The organism is Limnobacter sp. SAORIC-690 (assembly GCF_002954425.1).
GTDB classification, from domain to species: domain Bacteria; phylum Pseudomonadota; class Gammaproteobacteria; order Burkholderiales; family Burkholderiaceae_B; genus Limnobacter; species Limnobacter profundi.
Genome location: NZ_MQVZ01000001.1, coordinates 2,957,489 through 2,975,313 on the forward strand (window position 1 = coordinate 2,957,489; position 17,825 = coordinate 2,975,313).

At 52.1% G+C, this 17,825-nt stretch carries 13 protein-coding genes and 2 tRNA genes; 9 read left to right on the forward strand and 6 right to left on the reverse strand.

The features are described 5' to 3' along the window. Positions 1-36: 36 nt before the first annotated feature. Both BSZ31_RS14120 and BSZ31_RS14125 read left to right on the forward strand, forming a co-directional pair. The gene (locus tag BSZ31_RS14120) at positions 37-1,359 is read left to right on the forward strand and encodes a hypothetical protein (RefSeq protein ID WP_105029285.1); all 1,323 of its coding nucleotides are present in this window, start codon (positions 37-39) and stop codon (positions 1,357-1,359) included. Positions 1,360-1,445: 86 nt separating this feature from the next. After that, positions 1,446-3,347 (forward strand): choice-of-anchor I family protein, encoded by a 1,902-nt coding sequence (locus BSZ31_RS14125; RefSeq protein WP_105029286.1) that lies wholly within the window; start codon positions 1,446-1,448, stop codon positions 3,345-3,347. A gap of 83 nt (positions 3,348-3,430) precedes the next feature. On the opposite strand, the gene BSZ31_RS14130 is transcribed toward BSZ31_RS14125, so the two are convergent. Further along, positions 3,431-3,520, reverse strand: a tRNA-Ser gene (locus BSZ31_RS14130). Positions 3,521-3,588: 68 nt separating this feature from the next. Between BSZ31_RS14130 and BSZ31_RS14135 the strand changes: the two genes are divergently transcribed. From BSZ31_RS14135 to BSZ31_RS14150, 4 genes are all read left to right on the forward strand, one after another. Then, complete coding sequence (locus tag BSZ31_RS14135; protein WP_105029287.1) at positions 3,589-4,002, forward strand: hypothetical protein; 414 nt, start codon at positions 3,589-3,591, stop codon at positions 4,000-4,002. Between the two features lie 332 nt (positions 4,003-4,334). Continuing rightward, the gene (locus BSZ31_RS14140) at positions 4,335-5,654 is read left to right on the forward strand and encodes a CmpA/NrtA family ABC transporter substrate-binding protein (protein ID WP_105029288.1); all 1,320 of its coding nucleotides are present in this window, start codon (positions 4,335-4,337) and stop codon (positions 5,652-5,654) included. A gap of 28 nt (positions 5,655-5,682) precedes the next feature. Further along, positions 5,683-6,549 (forward strand): nitrate ABC transporter permease, encoded by an 867-nt coding sequence (gene ntrB, locus BSZ31_RS14145; protein WP_105029289.1) that lies wholly within the window; start codon positions 5,683-5,685, stop codon positions 6,547-6,549. Between the two features lie 11 nt (positions 6,550-6,560). Then, positions 6,561-7,409 (forward strand): ABC transporter ATP-binding protein, encoded by an 849-nt coding sequence (locus tag BSZ31_RS14150; RefSeq protein ID WP_206018614.1) that lies wholly within the window; start codon positions 6,561-6,563, stop codon positions 7,407-7,409. Between the two features lie 66 nt (positions 7,410-7,475). On the opposite strand, the gene BSZ31_RS14155 is transcribed toward BSZ31_RS14150, so the two are convergent. Then, complete coding sequence (locus tag BSZ31_RS14155) at positions 7,476-9,401, reverse strand: amidase family protein (protein ID WP_168426998.1); 1,926 nt, start codon at positions 9,399-9,401, stop codon at positions 7,476-7,478. Between the two features lie 333 nt (positions 9,402-9,734). Here BSZ31_RS14155 and BSZ31_RS14160 point away from each other — a divergent pair, with 333 nt between their 5' ends. From BSZ31_RS14160 to BSZ31_RS14170, 3 genes are all read left to right on the forward strand, one after another. Continuing rightward, the gene (locus BSZ31_RS14160) at positions 9,735-10,853 is read left to right on the forward strand and encodes a TRAP transporter substrate-binding protein (protein ID WP_105029292.1); all 1,119 of its coding nucleotides are present in this window, start codon (positions 9,735-9,737) and stop codon (positions 10,851-10,853) included. A gap of 75 nt (positions 10,854-10,928) precedes the next feature. Further along, positions 10,929-11,498 carry a TRAP transporter small permease subunit gene (locus tag BSZ31_RS14165; protein WP_105029293.1) on the forward strand — a complete coding sequence of 190 codons (570 nt, stop codon included), beginning with the start codon at positions 10,929-10,931 and terminating at the stop codon, positions 11,496-11,498. An 11-nt stretch (positions 11,499-11,509) separates the two neighbouring features. Next, on the forward strand, positions 11,510-13,384 hold the full coding sequence (locus BSZ31_RS14170) for a TRAP transporter large permease subunit (RefSeq protein WP_105029294.1): 1,875 nt from the start codon (positions 11,510-11,512) through the stop codon (positions 13,382-13,384). Positions 13,385-13,695: 311 nt separating this feature from the next. Here the strand turns inward: BSZ31_RS14170 and BSZ31_RS14175 are convergent. The 4 genes from BSZ31_RS14175 to uvrC all read right to left on the reverse strand — a co-directional run bounded on the left by BSZ31_RS14175 (position 13,696) and on the right by uvrC (position 17,823). Next, positions 13,696-13,783 (reverse strand) — tRNA-Ser (locus tag BSZ31_RS14175). Between the two features lie 68 nt (positions 13,784-13,851). Next, positions 13,852-15,198 (reverse strand): DUF3422 family protein, encoded by a 1,347-nt coding sequence (locus BSZ31_RS14180; protein ID WP_105029295.1) that lies wholly within the window; start codon positions 15,196-15,198, stop codon positions 13,852-13,854. 20 nt (positions 15,199-15,218) lie between these two features. Continuing rightward, entirely contained in the window at positions 15,219-15,788 is a 570-nt protein-coding gene (gene pgsA, locus BSZ31_RS14185) for a CDP-diacylglycerol--glycerol-3-phosphate 3-phosphatidyltransferase (protein ID WP_105029296.1), read from the reverse strand. 85 nt (positions 15,789-15,873) lie between these two features. Beyond that, a complete protein-coding gene (gene uvrC, locus BSZ31_RS14190) occupies positions 15,874-17,823 on the reverse strand; it encodes an excinuclease ABC subunit UvrC (RefSeq protein ID WP_105029297.1) in 1,950 nt (649 codons plus the stop codon). Positions 17,824-17,825 lie beyond the last annotated feature (2 nt).

Here is a 17,825-nt window from a genome sequence, read left to right on the forward strand (position 1 = left end):
TGTTAAACACAAATCCAACAATTCAGGAGCAAACCCATGGCCGCACCCCAAGCATTGATCAAAGACCTTGAAGGCGAAGTCAACGTAAGCCGCAACGGTGAAACAGTGGCTGTAAAGGCAGGCGACTATCTGCTGCCGGGTGATGAAGTGGTCACAGGCGCAACCGGACGTTTGGCGCTCGAGTTTCCCGGAACTGAAGGGCAAATTCCTGCGGCGGGTGTTATGACCGCCAATGGCAAGCTGACACTGGGTGAACAAACAGGTGCCAATGGCCAGCAGCAAATCGTGGTGCTTGAAGACGGTGAATGTTTCGAGTTCACTACCGAACTGGCCGAGAATTCCGCCGCAGCCGAGGGCGGTGCCGTGGCTGGCCTGTTTGGTGCCGGCCTTCTTGGTGCAGGCAGTGGCGGCTTGGCTGGTGCAGGCGCTGTGGCAGCCGGCGCATTCCTCGCAGGTGGTTCTGGCGACTCTGGAAGCAGCGATGCTGGAACGGGTACCAGCACAGGCGCCAGCAACGCTGGCAGTGGTGGCCTTGGGGGCGTTGGTGCTGGCGAGTTTTCTACTCAAGACAGCCCACAAAGTCTCGAAGAATTTGCCACTGAAAACCTGACTCAGGACAACTTGCAGCAAAGCATTCTTCAGCCAATTCAGGATGCTGTACAAAACAGCCAGAACAACCCTGAATCGACTCCTGACAACATTGCAGTTGCAGTGGAGCAAACAGGTTTGGGTGTACTTGAAAACGTGCACGATGCTTTGGTTGCCACCACTGGGGAAGGCACACCGCAGGCAGACCTTGTACAACAACTGGTGGATGGCGTTAACCAAACACCGTTGGGCGAACCACTAAGCCCGATTACCAACCCGCTTTCAGAAGCTGTGAATACTGACCTTGGCCTGGATACACTGATTTCCGCACTGCCCAATGTTGACCCAACAGATGGTGGCTTGGTGACCAGCGTGGTTGATTTGGCCGATGACATTACACAACCTATCAGCGAACAGGTAGAGCCCTACGATCAATTGCTGCAGGGTTTGAGAGATGTTGCTGTTGAAATCGACAATGTACTGGAAGGTGTACTGAGCCAAATGGGCACCGAGATTCCCAACCTGGACAGCTTGGGTGGTGGCACACCCGCTCTTCCTGCCGAGGTTGAAGGCGGGCTGGCCGATTTGGTCGACGGTATTTTAGGCGGCGCAGACACCTTGCAATCTGCACTTCAAGGCGCTGGCGGTTCAGGCCTGCCCGAAATTCCCGAAGGTGATTTGCTGGGTACACTCAGCAGTGGCATTTCATCCGGCGCCGACGCATTGGGTGGCGAATTGCCAGGATTACCCACCGATGGCTTGCCTGGCTAATATTTAATTTACTTGTCATGTGTCATTAAGTTTTCATTTTTTAACAATAGGCTCAAGTGCTTTAAAAGCGACTTGAGCCTATTACTATGACAAAGACAAAACTTCAACTATTCGCACTCAGCACGATTGCTGCTGCCACTTTGGTTGCCTGCGGCAGCGACAACAACACCCCTCCTGCGGTCAGCAGCAGCGAAACCACCAGTATTTCAAGACTGAGCACCTACAATTCTGGAATCTATGATGCATCAGCAGCAGAGATCCCGGCATACGACCCGGTAAGCCAACGCTTGTTCGTGGTCAATGCACAAGCCGGGGCTATTGATGTACTCGACTTGAGCGACCCGGAAAACCCTGTGCTTGAACAAACACTGACCACGAATGCAATTCGTATGGGCTCAGTGGTGAACAGTATTGCAGTAGCCAACGGTATTCTGGCGGTTGCAATTGAAGACGCAACAAAAACCAACCCTGGTCTTGCGGCCTTCTACAACACAGAAACGCTCACCTTGATCAGCTCCATTGCTGTAGGTGCTCAGCCCGATATGATCGTGTTCACGCCCGATGCCACCAGAGTATTGACAGCAAATGAAGGTGAACCAAGCGACGATTACCGGATTGATCCTGAGGGCAGCGTCAGCATCATAGACATTAGCACTCCAGCGACCCCCACAGTAGCCACCGCAAGTTTCAGCGGTTTCAATGCAGCCAGCTTGCGCGCTGCTGGGGTTCGTATCTACGGGCCAACCAACACTGCTGGAGGCAGCATCATGAATGGTGCCAGCGCCGCGCAGGACATTGAACCTGAATACATCACGATTTCACAGGACAACACCACCGCTTTCGTCACCCTGCAAGAGAACAATGCAATCGCGAAAATCAATATTGCGACCGCCACAGTGACCGATATTTTCCCATTGGGCGAAAAGGACCACGGCCTGGCGGGCAACGAATTTGACGCATCCGATGAAGAAGATGGTGCAATCAATATTCGTACATGGCCCGGTGTTCGTGGCCTGTACCTTCCCGATGCCATGGCAAGTTACTCGGTTGGCGGCGTAACCTACCTGGTAACAGCGAACGAAGGAGACGCCCGTGCCTGGGGCGAAGACAACGACGACTATTTCGCAGGCGATGCAACACTCGGTTTTGTTGAAGAATTTCGTGTCAAGCATTTGGTGAATGCAAATGGCTGGGCGGGTCGCCTGAATGATGACCTGCCACCACAATTGAACGCACTGGTTGCAGGCGGTAACGGTGGCGGTTTGCTCAATCCACTGGTATTTGGCTACTGCGGTGCCACAGCCACAAGCCCTGGGGCTTGTCGCGCCGACAACATGCTCGGCCGTTTGAACATCACCTGGACCATGGGTTACCAAAAGGATGTCAACGGCAATCCTGTATTGTATGACGCAGCGACTGGACTTGTATCACCAACCGGTACGCGGATTATGTATGACCGCCTTTACTCATACGGCGGCCGATCATTTTCCATATTCGACGAGAATGGGGCCTTGGTGTTTGACTCCGGAGCAGAGTTTGAAAAATTCTTCGCCAGTGACGAATGCATGGCTGGCAGCGCCCGAAATATCCCCTGCAAAGACTTCTTCAATTCTGGTCACGATGAAGGCAATGCACTGGACAGCCGTAGCGATGCCAAGGGTCCGGAACCGGAGGGCATCGCAATTGGCACGGTGGGTACCAAAACCTATGCCTTCATCGGTTTGGAACGGTTTGGTGGGGTATTGATTTACGACATCACAAACCCTGCGGCACCATTCCGCGTGGATTACCTGAACACCCGTGAAATTTGGGACATGGAACCCGAAGATGCGACAACGCCAGAGCAACTTGCCGCCTTCGGGGACCTCGGCCCTGAAGGACTGGTGTTTATCGCAGCAGCCGATTCTCCAACTGGTAATGACCTGCTGGTTGTGAGCAGTGAAGTGAGTGGTACCACAAGTACTTATTCACTGAATTTGCCAAGGTAATTCGCCGCACCTGCGTGCCGCTCCACGCGACACTGGCCGTGTCGATAGTCAACAAAAAGCCCCTTTCGGGGCTTTTTGTTTTTTGGCGGAGAAGGAGGGATTCGAACCCTCGAAGAGGTTGCCCCCTTACCTGATTTCGAGTCAGGCCGATTCAGCCGCTCTCGCACTTCTCCATGGGGCGCAAGTATATAGTATTCAGGTAGTATCCAAAAACACTCAAAACAACAAACGGAGACAACTTTTGAACAGCACAGCAAATAACCGGTTCATTTTTCTGGGCTTTATTGCCGCCGGCTTTACCAATATATTTGGCATGCTCGCCGCCAGCGAGTTTTTCACCAACACGGCCTTCCACAAATTATCACCCGAAGTCTTTTCTGATTTCGGTACTTTCATGGTGATGGTATGGGGTCTGGCGTACCTGGCTGTGGCCAGACAAGCGCATCAACTGCCAGCAATCTGCTTTGTATTTGCATTCGAGAAGGCGATCTACGTGTACACCTGGGTCATCTGGATCAGCAGCAAATCAGACATGCTGCCCATCATCCGTGAGGAAACACCACTGCTCGCCCTGTTTTACTCTGGCTATGGCCTCATCGATTTGGCTTATGCCCTCTTTTTTGCCTGGGTTGGTATTCGCGCACTTCAAAAATAAGCACCGAAACACGCACATCAAACCGGTGCATGCACCACATCCATCAAAACCGGCGCACCGATTTATTTGGTGCGCCGCACCAAACTCGCTCCACGCACCAAAATTAGCGTGGAATCCCGCACTGATTTAACTCAATTTCACAACTATGCACCCCTTTTTTGCATGGCACACATTCTGCTAAGTGTGTACTGAGACCATGACCAACGACGGATCAGGTCAATTGCATTGAAGTGATTGAAGTACCGGACAACGGCGTCCATCCCAAACTTGCTTGGGCAGGTGTGGTGATGTGCGCCGTTTTTTCTTGTGTTGAACTTAGAAGGACGCACACCATGAGCAACAAACCAACAGACAAAAAAACCGAGTTGTCGGAAACACGCCGCACGTTCATCAAACAATCCGCAGCGGTGTGGGGTTCAACCCTGCTGGCTGGTTTTGGCGCCCCCTCCATCGTCATGGCCCAGTCCACCAAACTGGAAACCACAAAAGCCAAGTTGGGATTCATTGCGCTTTCCGATGCTGCACCATTGTTTGTGGCTGATGAAAAAGGGTTCTTCAAAAAGCACGGCATGACCGATGTTGAAGTGTTGAAGCAGTCTTCTTGGGGCACCACCCGCGACAACCTGGTACTGGGCTCGGCAGGCAACGGCATTGACGGCGCACACCTGTTGACACCCATGGCCTATCTGCTCACAACAGGGGCGATTACCACCAACAATATTCCGGTGCCGATGAATATTCTGTGCCGCTTGAACCTGGACGGCCAAGGGATCTCAGTGAGCAATGAATTCAAAGACCTGAAAGTAGGCACCAACGCCATGGAGTTCAAGGCAGCACTGGCAGCCAAAAAAGGCGGCGGCAAACCTGTTAGCGCAGCAATGACTTTCCCGGGTGGCACGCACGACTTGTGGATCCGCTACTGGATGGCTGCTGCGGGCATTGACCCCAATAACAGCGTATCCACCATTGTGGTTCCTCCACCCCAGATGGTCGCCAATATGAAAGTGGGCAGCATGGATGCATTCTGTGTAGGCGAGCCCTGGAACCTCCAGCTGATTCACCAGAAAATTGGCTACACCGCGGTCACCACAGGCGAGCTTTGGAACAACCACCCAGAAAAAGCGCTCAGCTTGCGTGCGGATTATGTGCAAGCCAATCCGAATGCAACCAAGGCCATTCTGAAAGCGGTCATGGAAGCACAAATGTTCTGCGATGACCCTGCCAACAAAGACGAGGTCGCGAAAATCTGTTCACAGCGACGCTGGATCAACGCCCCCGTGGGCGACATTATTGAGCGCATGAAAGGTCAATTCGATTATGGCACTGGCCGTGTCGAAGACAACAGCAAGCACTTGATGAAATACTGGAGCAACCAGGCGTCTTATCCATTCCAAAGTCACGACCTGTGGTTCATCACGGAAAACCAGCGCTGGGGCTACCTGCCCAGCAAGCTGGATACCAACGCACTGATCAAGAAAGTAAACCGCGAAGACATTTGGAGAAGCGCAGCGAAAGAACTGGGTGTGGCTGCGAAAGACATTCCGACCAGCACATCTCGCGGCGTCGAAAAATTCTTCGACGGCAAGGTGTTTGATCCGAAAAACCCGAAGGCGTACCTCGACAGCTTGGTCATTAAAGCGTTGAAGGCTTGATTCATCTAAGCACTAAGGACACATCATCATGATGAATACCGACACACTTGAGCGACTGCAAACCGCCCCCAAGGTAAAAAGCAAACCCTTTGTTGAAACCGCCGCCTTCAAGCAATTGAAGGAGAGCATGGGCAAGATTGTTCCTCCGATCGTAATCATGAGCATTTTGCTGTTGATCTGGGAAATTCTGTGCAGCGGCGAAGGTGCACGTTTACCAGGCCCAAGCAAAGTAATCACTGACACGTGGGAATTGATCACCAACCCGTTCTACAACAACGGCGGAAGCGATGTGGGCATGGCTTGGCAAATTCTGGCAAGCCTTGAACGTGTGGCTATGGGTTACAGCCTTGCTGTGGTGGTGGGCGTGGCGCTGGGTGTGTTGGTGGGCCAATCCACATGGGCTTTACGCGGGCTTGACCCACTGTTTCAGGTACTGCGCACCGTGCCCCCGCTGGCGTGGTTGCCTTTGTCGCTGGCGGGTTTTCAGGATGGAAACCCGTCTGCAATATTCGTGATCTTCATCACAGCCATTTGGCCCATCATCATCAATACCTCGGTGGGCATTCGCAATATTCCTGAAGACTACCGCAACGTGTCACGTGTTATTCAACACAACGGCATTGAGTACTTCTGGAAGATCATGCTGCCTGCGGCTGCACCGTATATTTTCTCGGGTCTGCGCATTGGTGTGGGTCTTAGCTGGCTGGCCATTGTTGCGGCAGAAATGCTGATTGGTGGTGTGGGTATCGGCTTCTTCATCTGGGACGCCTGGAACAGCTCGCTCATTAGCGACATCGTTTTGGCGCTGGTGTATGTGGGCATCGTCGGTTTCATCCTCGACCGCTGCGTCGCCTGGGTGGGCAAGAAAATTACACGCGGCACATCCGCAGGTTAAGGAGTAATAACATGAGCGATCGATTTTTAAGTATTTCCCAGGTGCAAATGCGTTTCGAGCGCAACGGCATCGTGAACCCAGTATTAAAAGACATCAACCTGGAGGTGAATCGTGGTGAATACATTTCACTGATTGGTCACTCGGGCTGTGGAAAGTCCACGGTACTGAATATCATTGCGGGCCTGCTCACAGCCAGCGAAGGCGTGGTCATTGTCGACAACAAGGAGGTGAACGCACCTGGCCCTGACCGCGCCTTGGTGTTCCAGAACCACTCCCTGCTGCCCTGGTTGACCGTGTATCAAAACGTGGAAATTGCTGTTGAAAAAATATTCAAAGGCAAGAAAAGCAAAGCGGAGCAGCGCGAATGGATTTTGCACAACCTCGACATGGTGAACATGAGCCATGCACTTGATCGTTTGCCCTCTGAGATATCGGGTGGCATGAAGCAACGTGTGGGTATTGCACGTGCACTGGCCATGGAACCCAAAGTGTTGCTGTTGGACGAACCCTTCGGTGCACTGGATGCGCTCACACGTGCCCACCTGCAAGACGAAGTGATGCGAATTCAGAATGAGTTGAAGAACACCGTGGTCATGATTACGCACGATGTAGACGAAGCCGTATTGTTGTCTGATCGTATTGTGATGATGACCAATGGCCCTTCTGCCACCATTGGTCAAATTCTGAACATTGATCTACCCCGACCACGCGACCGTTTGGCCTTGGCCGACGACCCCACCTATAACCATTATCGCCATGAGGTGCTCAGCTTCCTGCACGAGAAACAGCGCAAGGTAGAAAGCATAGGCAAACTGCGTGAACAGAAAAAAGCCGGGGAGAAACAAACCGCCTCAGCTTGATTAAACACCCAATAAAAAACCGCTGTGGTTAAAATAACCACAGCGGTTTTTTTCTGCCTCAAATCATTACAAACCAGTCAAATCTCTCAAAGCCTGTACATAAGTTTCCACAGGCAAATCTTCGGGCGCCTCGAACTGTGCCTTCATCAAGGCCATTTGCGCACGGCTGTTGAATTCACCAATGGTTTGGTTTGCATACAGGGGAGATGCGGCAATGTTCGGCGCACGGCGGTGCAACGTAGCCTGCTCAAAATCAAATGCAATGCCCAATCCTGTGCCTTCGTCAAAACGTCTCACGAAAATTTCCATGCCTCTTGGGGTTCCTGCCTGTGAATCAAAACCCACTGGCACCACGATCGAACCCATTTGCGTGGTTGAGCCGAAATCGCAAGTACGCCCACCCGTGGGGCCCGGAGACAACACCAGTGCATCAAGCTTGACCTTGACTGCATTGCCCTGAGCATCCAGCACCATGGCCTCTTTGTCACCCAAGGCGTCCAGTTCCCCATTCATCACCTTGGTCACGTAATCGCGTTCCAGTGCAATGGCATCAATTTGGGCTTGTGTGGGTTTTCCACCGGGATCCCCAGAGGCACTTACTGCAACAAGTCCGGCCGTGCGTGGCCCCACGCGCAAGGTTTCAAGAATGCCTTCAGTGGTGCCACAATTGGGCAATACATCGGGGTTGCTCGCGAAGAATGCGCTGCTCAAACATTTCCGCGGGCTTTTCCCACCATCGCGCACAAACTCAAAAAAGTAGCGGTTGGTGTCGTAGTGGGTCGAGCCACCGCCCCGGTTCTGAAAACTGGGCAAAAACACTTCATACACTTCGGCACCCATTTCACGCATTTTTGTCACAGCCTTTTCAATCAAGGCACCCTGCTCCCCAGTTCCGGCTGGCGTGGTGCTGGTACCCAGTTGGCGCAACACACCAATTTTCTTGCCTTTCACCCCATGCGTGTCACGGTCCAGAAAACGCAGGTAAGTGTCCGGACGATCTTCAGCTTTAAACAAAGTAGTGTCCGGATCATCCACAGGGTCAATGCTCGCCATTGCCGTCAGCATCAACGCAGAGTCACGCACTGAACGTGTCATTGGCCCGCCAGTGTCACGGATATGTGAAAGCGGAAAAATTCCCTTACGTGAAATAACCCCGATGCTGGGTCGAATTCCCACCAGTCCACTGACGGATGACGGGTGCCGGATAGACTGGCAAGTGTCGCTACCTGTGCCTCCAATCGCAAAATTGGAGGCCAGCGCGGCACCGGATCCTGACGACGAACCCGCCGAACTCTCTTGCGTGTTGTATGGATTGGTGACCAGTACAGTACGCCCTGAAAACCCGGTGGTGAAATACGCAAATTCGTCTTGATGCGCCTTGCCCAAAATAACAGCGCCAGCCTTGCGCAAGCCGGCCACAGAGGGTGCATCAACCCCCGCCTGATGACCCAACATGGAATACGAAGCTGAAGTGGACGGGTGATCAACGGTGTCGTAATTGTCTTTCAACAACACAGGCATGCAATGCAAATAGCGATCGGCTACGCCGCCATCAGCGGCGTATTGTGCATCCAGTCCTTTTGCGATTTCCAACGCTTGCGGATTAATCGCCAACACCGCACTAATCGGCAAACCACCATTGGGTTGCGGATTGTCGTTGTACATAAAAATTCGCTCAATGTACATTTTGGTCAATGCTTCGCAAGTCAAAGTGCTTCCATCCCGCATTTTTGTTCGACCAGCAAAGGTGTCATGCACCATTTGCATGTCCGCTTCCACCAACTCAAAAAATTCTGCAGGTGGTCGCAGTGACTTATCCACAAAAACCTCTGGCTCGGGATTTTCCACTGGCGGGTCTTCACCGCCTTCTGCAGGATCGGTCGGAGAGCCGTTTGAACCTCCGGGTGACCCTGTAAAAGCTGTTTCATCTGAACTGCAAGCCGCTGAAGCGACGATCACAAGAAGCGAAATAAGTTTGATCAATGTGTTCATGAAAGGGTCCTTCTTTGTTGAAATCATTCCCCTTCACTGCAAGCCCAATGCCCGAATTCACTGATTAGAAGCAGCTTTCGATTAGTTCACAATTTTGTGGTAGCTATACGGACAGTTATTGAGAGCTTTTATACGGATTTGCAACGATTGCAAAATAAAGTGAAATTCTCAAGGCGGAAACACAGGGTAAATCCCGACCTGAAATGGTGCATAAAAGCTGCCCGGATAAGGGTTTGCTCCTATTTAGTTACAAGTGGGTGGCTATCACAATGCAGGTTCGAAAAGTAAAACCAAAAACAACAGTCGAAAGCTAAATCAATTTAAGGAGGCAAAATGACTGACTCAGTGAACAACCAAAAGCGCCGCGATTTTATCAAAGGCACATCAGTGGCTGCAGTAGGTGCAGGCGCCATGGCGTTCCCCATGATTTCCACTGCTCAAACAGTGAACATGCGCTTCCAGAGCACATGGCCCCAGAAAGACATTTTCCACGAGTATGCCGTTGATTTTGCCGACAAGGTAAACAGCATGACTGGTGGTCGCCTGAAAATTGAAGTACTGCCAGCTGGCTCAGTGGTAAAAGCTTTCGACTTGCTGGATGCGGTGAGCAAGGGTACTTTGGATGGCGGCCACGGCGTGATCGCTTACTGGTACGGCAAGAACGCGGCAGTAGCCCTGTGGGGTTCTGGCCCTTCTTTCGGCATGGACGCAAACATGCTGTTGGCCTGGCACAAATACGGCGGCGGCAAGGAATTGCTGGAAGAAATTTACGGCGACCTGAACATGGACGTGGTTTCATTCATGTCCGGCCCAATGCCAACACAACCCTTGGGCTGGTTCAAAAAGCCAGTGACCAAGCCGGAAGATTTGAAGGGACTGAAATTCCGCACCGTGGGCTTGTCTGTGGACATGTTCACGAAAATGGGCGTGGCTGTTAACGCACTTCCAGGCGGCGAGATTGTTCCTGCGATGGACCGTGGCTTGCTGGACGCAGCTGAATTCAACAACGCCTCTTCAGACCGTGTCTTGGGCTTCCCAGACGTTTCGAAAGTGTGCATGTTGCAATCTTTCCACCAGTCTTCTGAACAGTTTGAAATCATGTTCAACAAGACCAAGTACAACAAACTGCCAGCTGAAATCAAAGCAATCATTGCGAACGCTGCCGAGGCCTCTTCTGCTGACATGAGCTGGAAAGCGGTGGACCGCTATTCCAAAGACTACATGGAAATGCAAAGCAAGCAGGGCGTGAAGTTCTTCAAAACCCCTGACAGCATCCTGAAGGCTCAATTGAAAGCATGGGACGAAGTGACCAAAGAAAAAACCGCTTCAAACCCAATGTTCAAGAAAGTGTTTGAATCGCAGCGTGCATTTGCTGCACGTGCTGCCAAATGGCAAGCCGACACCTCTGTCGACTTCAAAATGGCACAAGCGTTCTACGCACAAAAGAAGTAATTTGCAACGCCACGAAAAGCCAGCACCTGCACAACGGGTGTTGGCTTTTTTTTAACCGAACCCGAGGTTCACCCCATGTTATCTTTTCTTCATTTGGTCGACAAAATTTCAACGAAGGTAGGGCATTTATTTGCCTGGACCATTGTGCTGTTGACTGGTGTTATTGTGTTCGAGGTGTTTACCCGGTACGCCCTGAACAGCCCCAACCCGTGGGTTTTCGACGCATCCTATATTCTTTACGGCATTCTGTTCATGATGGCAGGTGCTTACACACTGGCCACCAACGGCCATGTGCGTGGTGACATTCTGTATGGTTTTCTTGAACCCAGAACTCAAGCCATCCTGGACATCATTCTGTATTTTGTTTTTTTCTTCCCCGGCATCATCGCATTGACCTACGCAGGTTACACATTCGCTGACGAAGCCTGGGCCATTAAGGAAATGTCCTCGATCACTGCCGATGGACCGCCCATTTATCCCTTCAAGGCCTTCATTCCTCTCGCTGGTTTCTTTTTGTTGTTGCAAGGCATCGTCGAGGTACTTCGTTGCGCATTGTGTATCAAAAATGGTGCTTGGCCCAAGCGTGAAGACGACGTGGAAGAAGTGGATGTAGAGAAGCTGAAAGCCTCTCTCAGCAAGAAATAACAGGAATCATCATGAAAAAAGAACTATATTTTGGCCTTGCCATCATGGCGATGATCCTGATCGGGGTCGCCATCGCAATGCCTGCGCCCTCTGAAATTACAGATGGTCACCTCGGCTTGTTAATGCTCTCTTTGGTGGTTGTCGCCATCATGCTGGGCTTCCCCACCGCCTTTACCTTGATGGGTATGGGTGTAATTTTCACCTATTTTGCATACGACGGTAACATCCAGCAAACCCTTGATTTGATGGTGCAATCCACCTACAAAGTCATGACCAACGACGTGCTGATCTCAGTGCCGCTCTTTGTGTTCATGGGCTACCTGGTTGAACGTGCCAACCTGATCGAAAAGCTGTTCAAATCCTTACACTTGGCCATGGCGCGCCTCCCCGGTGCTTTGGGTGTGGCCACATTGGTGACCTGCGCAATTTTTGCCACCGCAACCGGTATTGTGGGCGCGGTAGTTACACTGATGGGCCTGTTGGCGATGCCCAGCATGATGAAAGCCGGTTACGATACCAAAATGGCTGCCGGTGCAATTACCGCGGGTGGTTGCTTGGGTATTTTGATTCCACCTTCTGTGCTGCTGATTGTGTACGGTGCCACCGCGGGTGTTTCCGTGGTTCAGCTTTACGCGGGTGCGTTTTTCCCCGGTTTGATGCTGACTGGCATGTACATTGCCTACATCATGATCCGTGCAAAAATCAATCCGAAGTGCGCCCCACCCTTGTCTGAAGAAGATCGCAAAGTACCGCTCAGTCCGGTTCTTGATTCATTGAAGCGTACCTACGGCAGCAGCCGCGCAGTATCGGCTTTGGTAAATGGATTAAAGGGCCGTCGTGAAGGTAATTTGACTGGTGGTCAGGTGGCTGGCCAGCTTTTTGTGGCCATGTTGCCCGCCATTTTCGCGGCATTTATTTTAGGCTTGGTGTATTCCTCACTCACAGCCCCAAAGGAAGCAGCATTCGACACTTCTGGCTTGGTCAGCTTTGGCTCTGAATACCAAGGATCGAGCAGCAGCAATTACGACTTTGGATTTGACGAACCAGCTGGCGCTGAAACTTCCGAGGTGGCACCTGCACTGGAAGAGCCGGCTGCTCCCGCTGAAGCCGTTGCCGAAGAAGCCGAGTCACAGCCAGCCCCCATGAATTTCTGGATTTCTTTGCTGATCGTGGCGGCTGTGCTGGTTTATTACTACGTGCGTCTAAGCTTCGAACGTCTCGAAGTTTTCAAAATGTTGCTAACCTCATTCTTCCCTCTGGCCATTTTGATTCTGGCCGTGCTGGGCAGCATTGTGTTTGGGCTGGCAACACCTTCTGAGGCCGCGGCAGTGGGCGCATTCGGTGGTTTGATGTTGGCGGCGGGTTACAGGCAACTCAGTTTCCCTGTGCTGCGTGAATCTGCGTTCCTGACTTCCAAAACCACCGCCATGGTGTGCTGGTTGTTCGTGGGTTCATCCATCTTCTCTGCTGCATTCGCACTGCTGGGTGGACAAGAACTGGTTGAAACATGGGTGCTTTCTTTGGGCCTGACCCCCATTGAATTCCTGCTGCTGTCACAAGTGATTATTTTCTTGTTGGGCTGGCCTTTGGAATGGACAGAAATCATCGTGATTTTCATGCCGATTTTCATCCCGCTGCTGCCCTACTTTGACGTAGACCCGCTGTTCTTCGGCTTGCTGGTCGCATTGAACCTGCAGACTGCCTTCCTGTCTCCACCTGTGGCCATGGCAGCGTTCTACCTGAAAGGCGTATCGCCACCCGGAGTCACGCTGAACCAGATTTTCATGGGCATGATTCCATTCATGTTCATTCAGATCTTCGCCATGTTCGTGCTGTATGTGTTCCCACAAATCGGCATGTGGTTGCCAGGCGTGCTTTACAGATAATTGACCGTGTCTTATCTCCGAATGCAAAAAACCGCCCTCGAGGCGGTTTTTTGTTGTGTGCTGACAATCATCTTTTCACGATCCGTTCGTTCGAATCTACTCACAGGTCGCAAAAACAAAAACCCGCCACAAGGGCGGGTTTTGATGTTTTTGGCGGAAGCTGTGAGATTGTTCTCGCACCTTCGGTGCTCCCTCGTTTCGTTCCCTTTCGGGAACTCCACCGAACTATTATTTTCACGATCCGTTCGTTCGAATCTACTCACAGGTCGCAAAAACAAAAAACCCGCCACAAGGGCGGGTTTTGATGTTTTTGGCGGAAGCTGTGAGATTCGAACTCACGGAGCTCGCACCCTCGCCGGTTTTCAAGACCGGTGCATTCAACCGCTCTGCCAAGCTTCCGAGCCCGCAATTATAACCACAAACCCTTTGGTTTGGAAACCTCTCGGGACAATATTTCTGAATATTGCTCAGCCCTTCAAGCCCATGCGCTTTTTCATGGCTTGCATACTCACATAAGCCAACACCGCAATGGTTGGAATGGCCACAGCAATCGCCAAATCTGGAGAAACCGGCACACCCATGGTTTTCAGCCCTTTGGCCAGGTACCCCACCAAACTGGCACCGTAGTAGGAAATGGCAACAATCGACAATCCCTCTACGGTTTCCTGCAAACGCAACTGCACCTTGGCACGCTTGTCCATGCTGGTTAGCAAGCGCTGGTTTTGGCTTTCCCGCTCAATTTCAACGCGCGTGCGCAACAGCTGTGTAACCCGCGAAATACGGGCCGCCAACTCATCTTGCCGGCGAGCTGTCCAGGTGCAGGTTTTCATGGCGGGGCCCAACCGGCGGTCCATGAACTCACCAAAAGTTTGCATGCCCACCATGGGAATTTCTTTCAATTCAGCAATGCGTTTTTTAACCAGGTCGGTGTAGGCTTCCGCAGCGGTAAAACGCACCCGGTTCTCGGCGCTTAACTGCTCCACGCGTGCGGCCAGATCGGTCAGCTGGCTCAACAACTTTCGATCCAGTTCCACGTCCTCGCTGGTCACTTCAGCCAGGTCTTCGGTTTTACTGGTCTCCGCCATTTCTGTGGCCAGCTTCACCAAGCGGTCTTCATACGAAGAAAGCTTTGGCAACGTGGCACGCGCAACTGGAAAACTCAGCAGAGCCATCATTCGGTATGTTTCCATCTCGATGGCGCGCTGAACCACTCGGCCCAATTGCCGCGAGCCCATCTTCAAATTACAAATCAAAATGCGGCTTGCACCGCGGTCTGCAATTCGAAGGTCAGAAAACACCTGCCCCGCTCCGTTGGCAATCATGCCACCAATCAGGGTGTTGCCATCAAAGTAACCTGCCACGCTTCGCGGCTCTCGAGGGTTTTCTGTTTTTTGAACAAACAGTTCAATGGCCACCAGCATTACCCCTGGCAAAGCGGCCATCCAGCTGGGAGGCAAACGGCGAATCACCGGGCGATCGAACACGATCGCATGGTCAGCCCGCTCAAAGAAGGTCAAGGTAATGAATTCGTTGTGGCGCTCCAGGCGCAGGCGCAAGGCCGACTCGCCGCCACACAGACTAAGACTGACCTGGGGGGCTGCAAGCTCTTCATCAGAAACCGGCTTGCACCCGCAATAGTCCACCAAGGCTTGCAATTGCCCAACAATTTCAGGTGTTACATCGCCTTGCACCAGCAAAGCAATGTGAAACACCCTTTCCTGCGGCCACAAGGCCTCGGTGGGGCGGGAATGCACTTCATCATTGAGTGCCTGCCGCAACGGGTAGGGCTGGGGCAGCAAGTTGCTTTTGTTCATGGCGAAATATACGGAAGCGATCAGCTTCGATTGCGGAGTTCTGGCCAGGCTTTCATCAGGTAATAGCACATCGACCAAACCGTCAAAACGGCTGCCACATAAATACCCAAAGTACCCAACACATGGAAGTCAATGCCCATCCAGGTTTCGTTCACCAACAGCATGGGAATGGCCACCATTTGCGCAATGGTTTTGAATTTGCCAAGCCTGTTCACAGCCACACTGTTGCGCGCACCAACGCTGGCCATCCATTCCCGCAACGCAGAAATGGTAATTTCGCGGCCAATAATAATCAACGCAATAAAAGGACCAATTCGCCCAAGGTCAACCAACACAATCAGGGCAGCGCCCACCATCAGCTTGTCGGCCACCGGGTCAAGAAATGCACCAAAAGCCGAGGTTTGATTCCAGCGGCGTGCCAGGTAACCATCGACAAAGTCTGTAATGGCTGCGAAAACAAACACCCAGGCACCTACCCAGTTTTGCATGGAGATGGACATGATTGTTTCAGGCAGAAAATAAATGCCGACAACCAGGGGAATCAGTACAATCCGGACCCAGGTCAGGATCATGGGCAGGTTCATTGGCATATGTGTTTTTCTTTTGTTAAGTAAAAAATACACTCTATAGAGGTACAGAATATATCAGCGACAACACCCATTGAGGCGCACATCTTCAGTGCAAACGCCGATATATTTCTTCGGCCAGCGTTTTGGAGATTCCTTCGACTGTTTGCAAGTCTTCAACACTGGCCGCTTTCACACCACGCAGACCGCCAAAACGGGTCAGCAATTTTTGCTTACGGCGTGCACCAATGCCTTCAATTTCATCCAGCTCGGAAGCCTGCCTTGCTTTGGCCCGTTTGGCCCGCATGCCGGTAATCGCAAAACGGTGAGCCTCATCCCGAATTTGTGCAATCAACATCAGCGCCGGGTGGCCTGGCCCCAACTCAAGGCTGGGTCGGCCATCTGGAAACACCAAAGTTTCCAGCCCCACCTTGCGGTTCTCGCCCTTTTTGACACCGACAATCAGGCTGATATCCAGCCCTAGCTGTTCAAACACCTGCCGGGCCACTTCAATTTGTCCTTTGCCACCGTCGATCAACACCACATGGGGCATCACAATCGGGGTTTTGCCCTCACGCTGATAGCGTCGGGTTACAGCTTGACGCATGGCCGCATAATCATCGCCTGGAGTAATGCCTTCAATGTTGTAACGGCGATACTCGCGGCTTTGCATATCGTGGTTGTGAAACACCACACAAGAAGCTTGAGTGGCCTCACCTGCGGTGTGCGAAATATCAAAGCACTCCACACGCAAGGTGGCCAGTAAATCGATCTCCTTCGCTGCGGATGAGTCCCCGGCAAGGTCAGTCCCCACAGAATTCCCACTCAACAATCGGTCCGCCTCTGAGGCTTGCAAGGCCTCTTCCAACCGGGCTTCCAGGCCCAGAGTTTCGACAAGCGCACGCGTGCGGAATTGCGCAGAGCCCTGCTCGGCAATTCGCCTTGCAATCGCGATCTCTGCGTTGTCGACGGCCATATCAAGCCACTTTCGGCGCTCACTCTGAGGCTGTCGGATCAGATTGATTTTTTTGCCAGCCTGTTGACTCAAAGCCATCAACAATTCAGGCGCATCCAAATCCTGATTGACAATCAACAAGTTGGGAATCGGCCTGTCCACATACGCTTGACTCAAGAACGCCTCAAGCACCTCAGGCCCGATATCTTCGCTGGCCTGTGCCACACTGGGAAACATCGGCTTGTCACCCAAATGCCTCCCACCCCGCACCATCGCCAGGTTCACGCAAACCGCTCCCCCCTTGATCACCACCGCAATGATGTCTGCATCATCGTCTCCACCCGTGGTGTCCACCGACTGCTTCTGCAGCACCCGGCTCAATGCACCCAACTGATTGCGATACATTGCGGCTTTCTCAAACTCAAGTAAGCCACTGGCCTCCAGCATTTTCTCTTCAAGATTGGCCAAAACCGATTTGTGGTCGCCCCGCAGGAAACGCGATGCGGCTTCCACATCCTTTGCATAATCTTCCGGGCTGATCCAGTTCACACAAGGCGCGCTGCAACGTTGAATTTGAGCCTGCAAACAGGGTCGTGATCGATGGGAAAACACGGTGTCTTCGCAAGTGCGCAACAAGAAAACACGCTGCAAAACCTGAATGCTTTCCTTCACAGCCCAAGCATTGGGAAAGGGTCCGAAAAACTGTGATTTTTTATCCACCGCACCACGGTAATAAGCCACACGCGGGTACTTGTGATTCGTCAGCCGCAAGTAGGGGTAGCTTTTGTCATCGCGAAACAAAATGTTGTAGCGTGGGCTTAAGCTTTTGATCAGGTTGTTCTCAAGCAGCAAGGCCTCTGCTTCAGTTCGGGTTGGTGTTACATCCACCCTCACAATTCGCTCCACCATATGGCTGGTGCGCGGGCTGGCATGGGTTTTCTGGAAATACGATGAAACGCGTTTTTTCAGGTTCTTGGCTTTGCCCACATACATTACTGTGCCATTCGCATCAATCATGCGATACACACCGGGTCGAGTGGTCAATTCCTTCAAAAAAGCAGCAATGTCAAAAGGTGAGTCGGGCGGGTGTTGCTCGTCGGTCATCG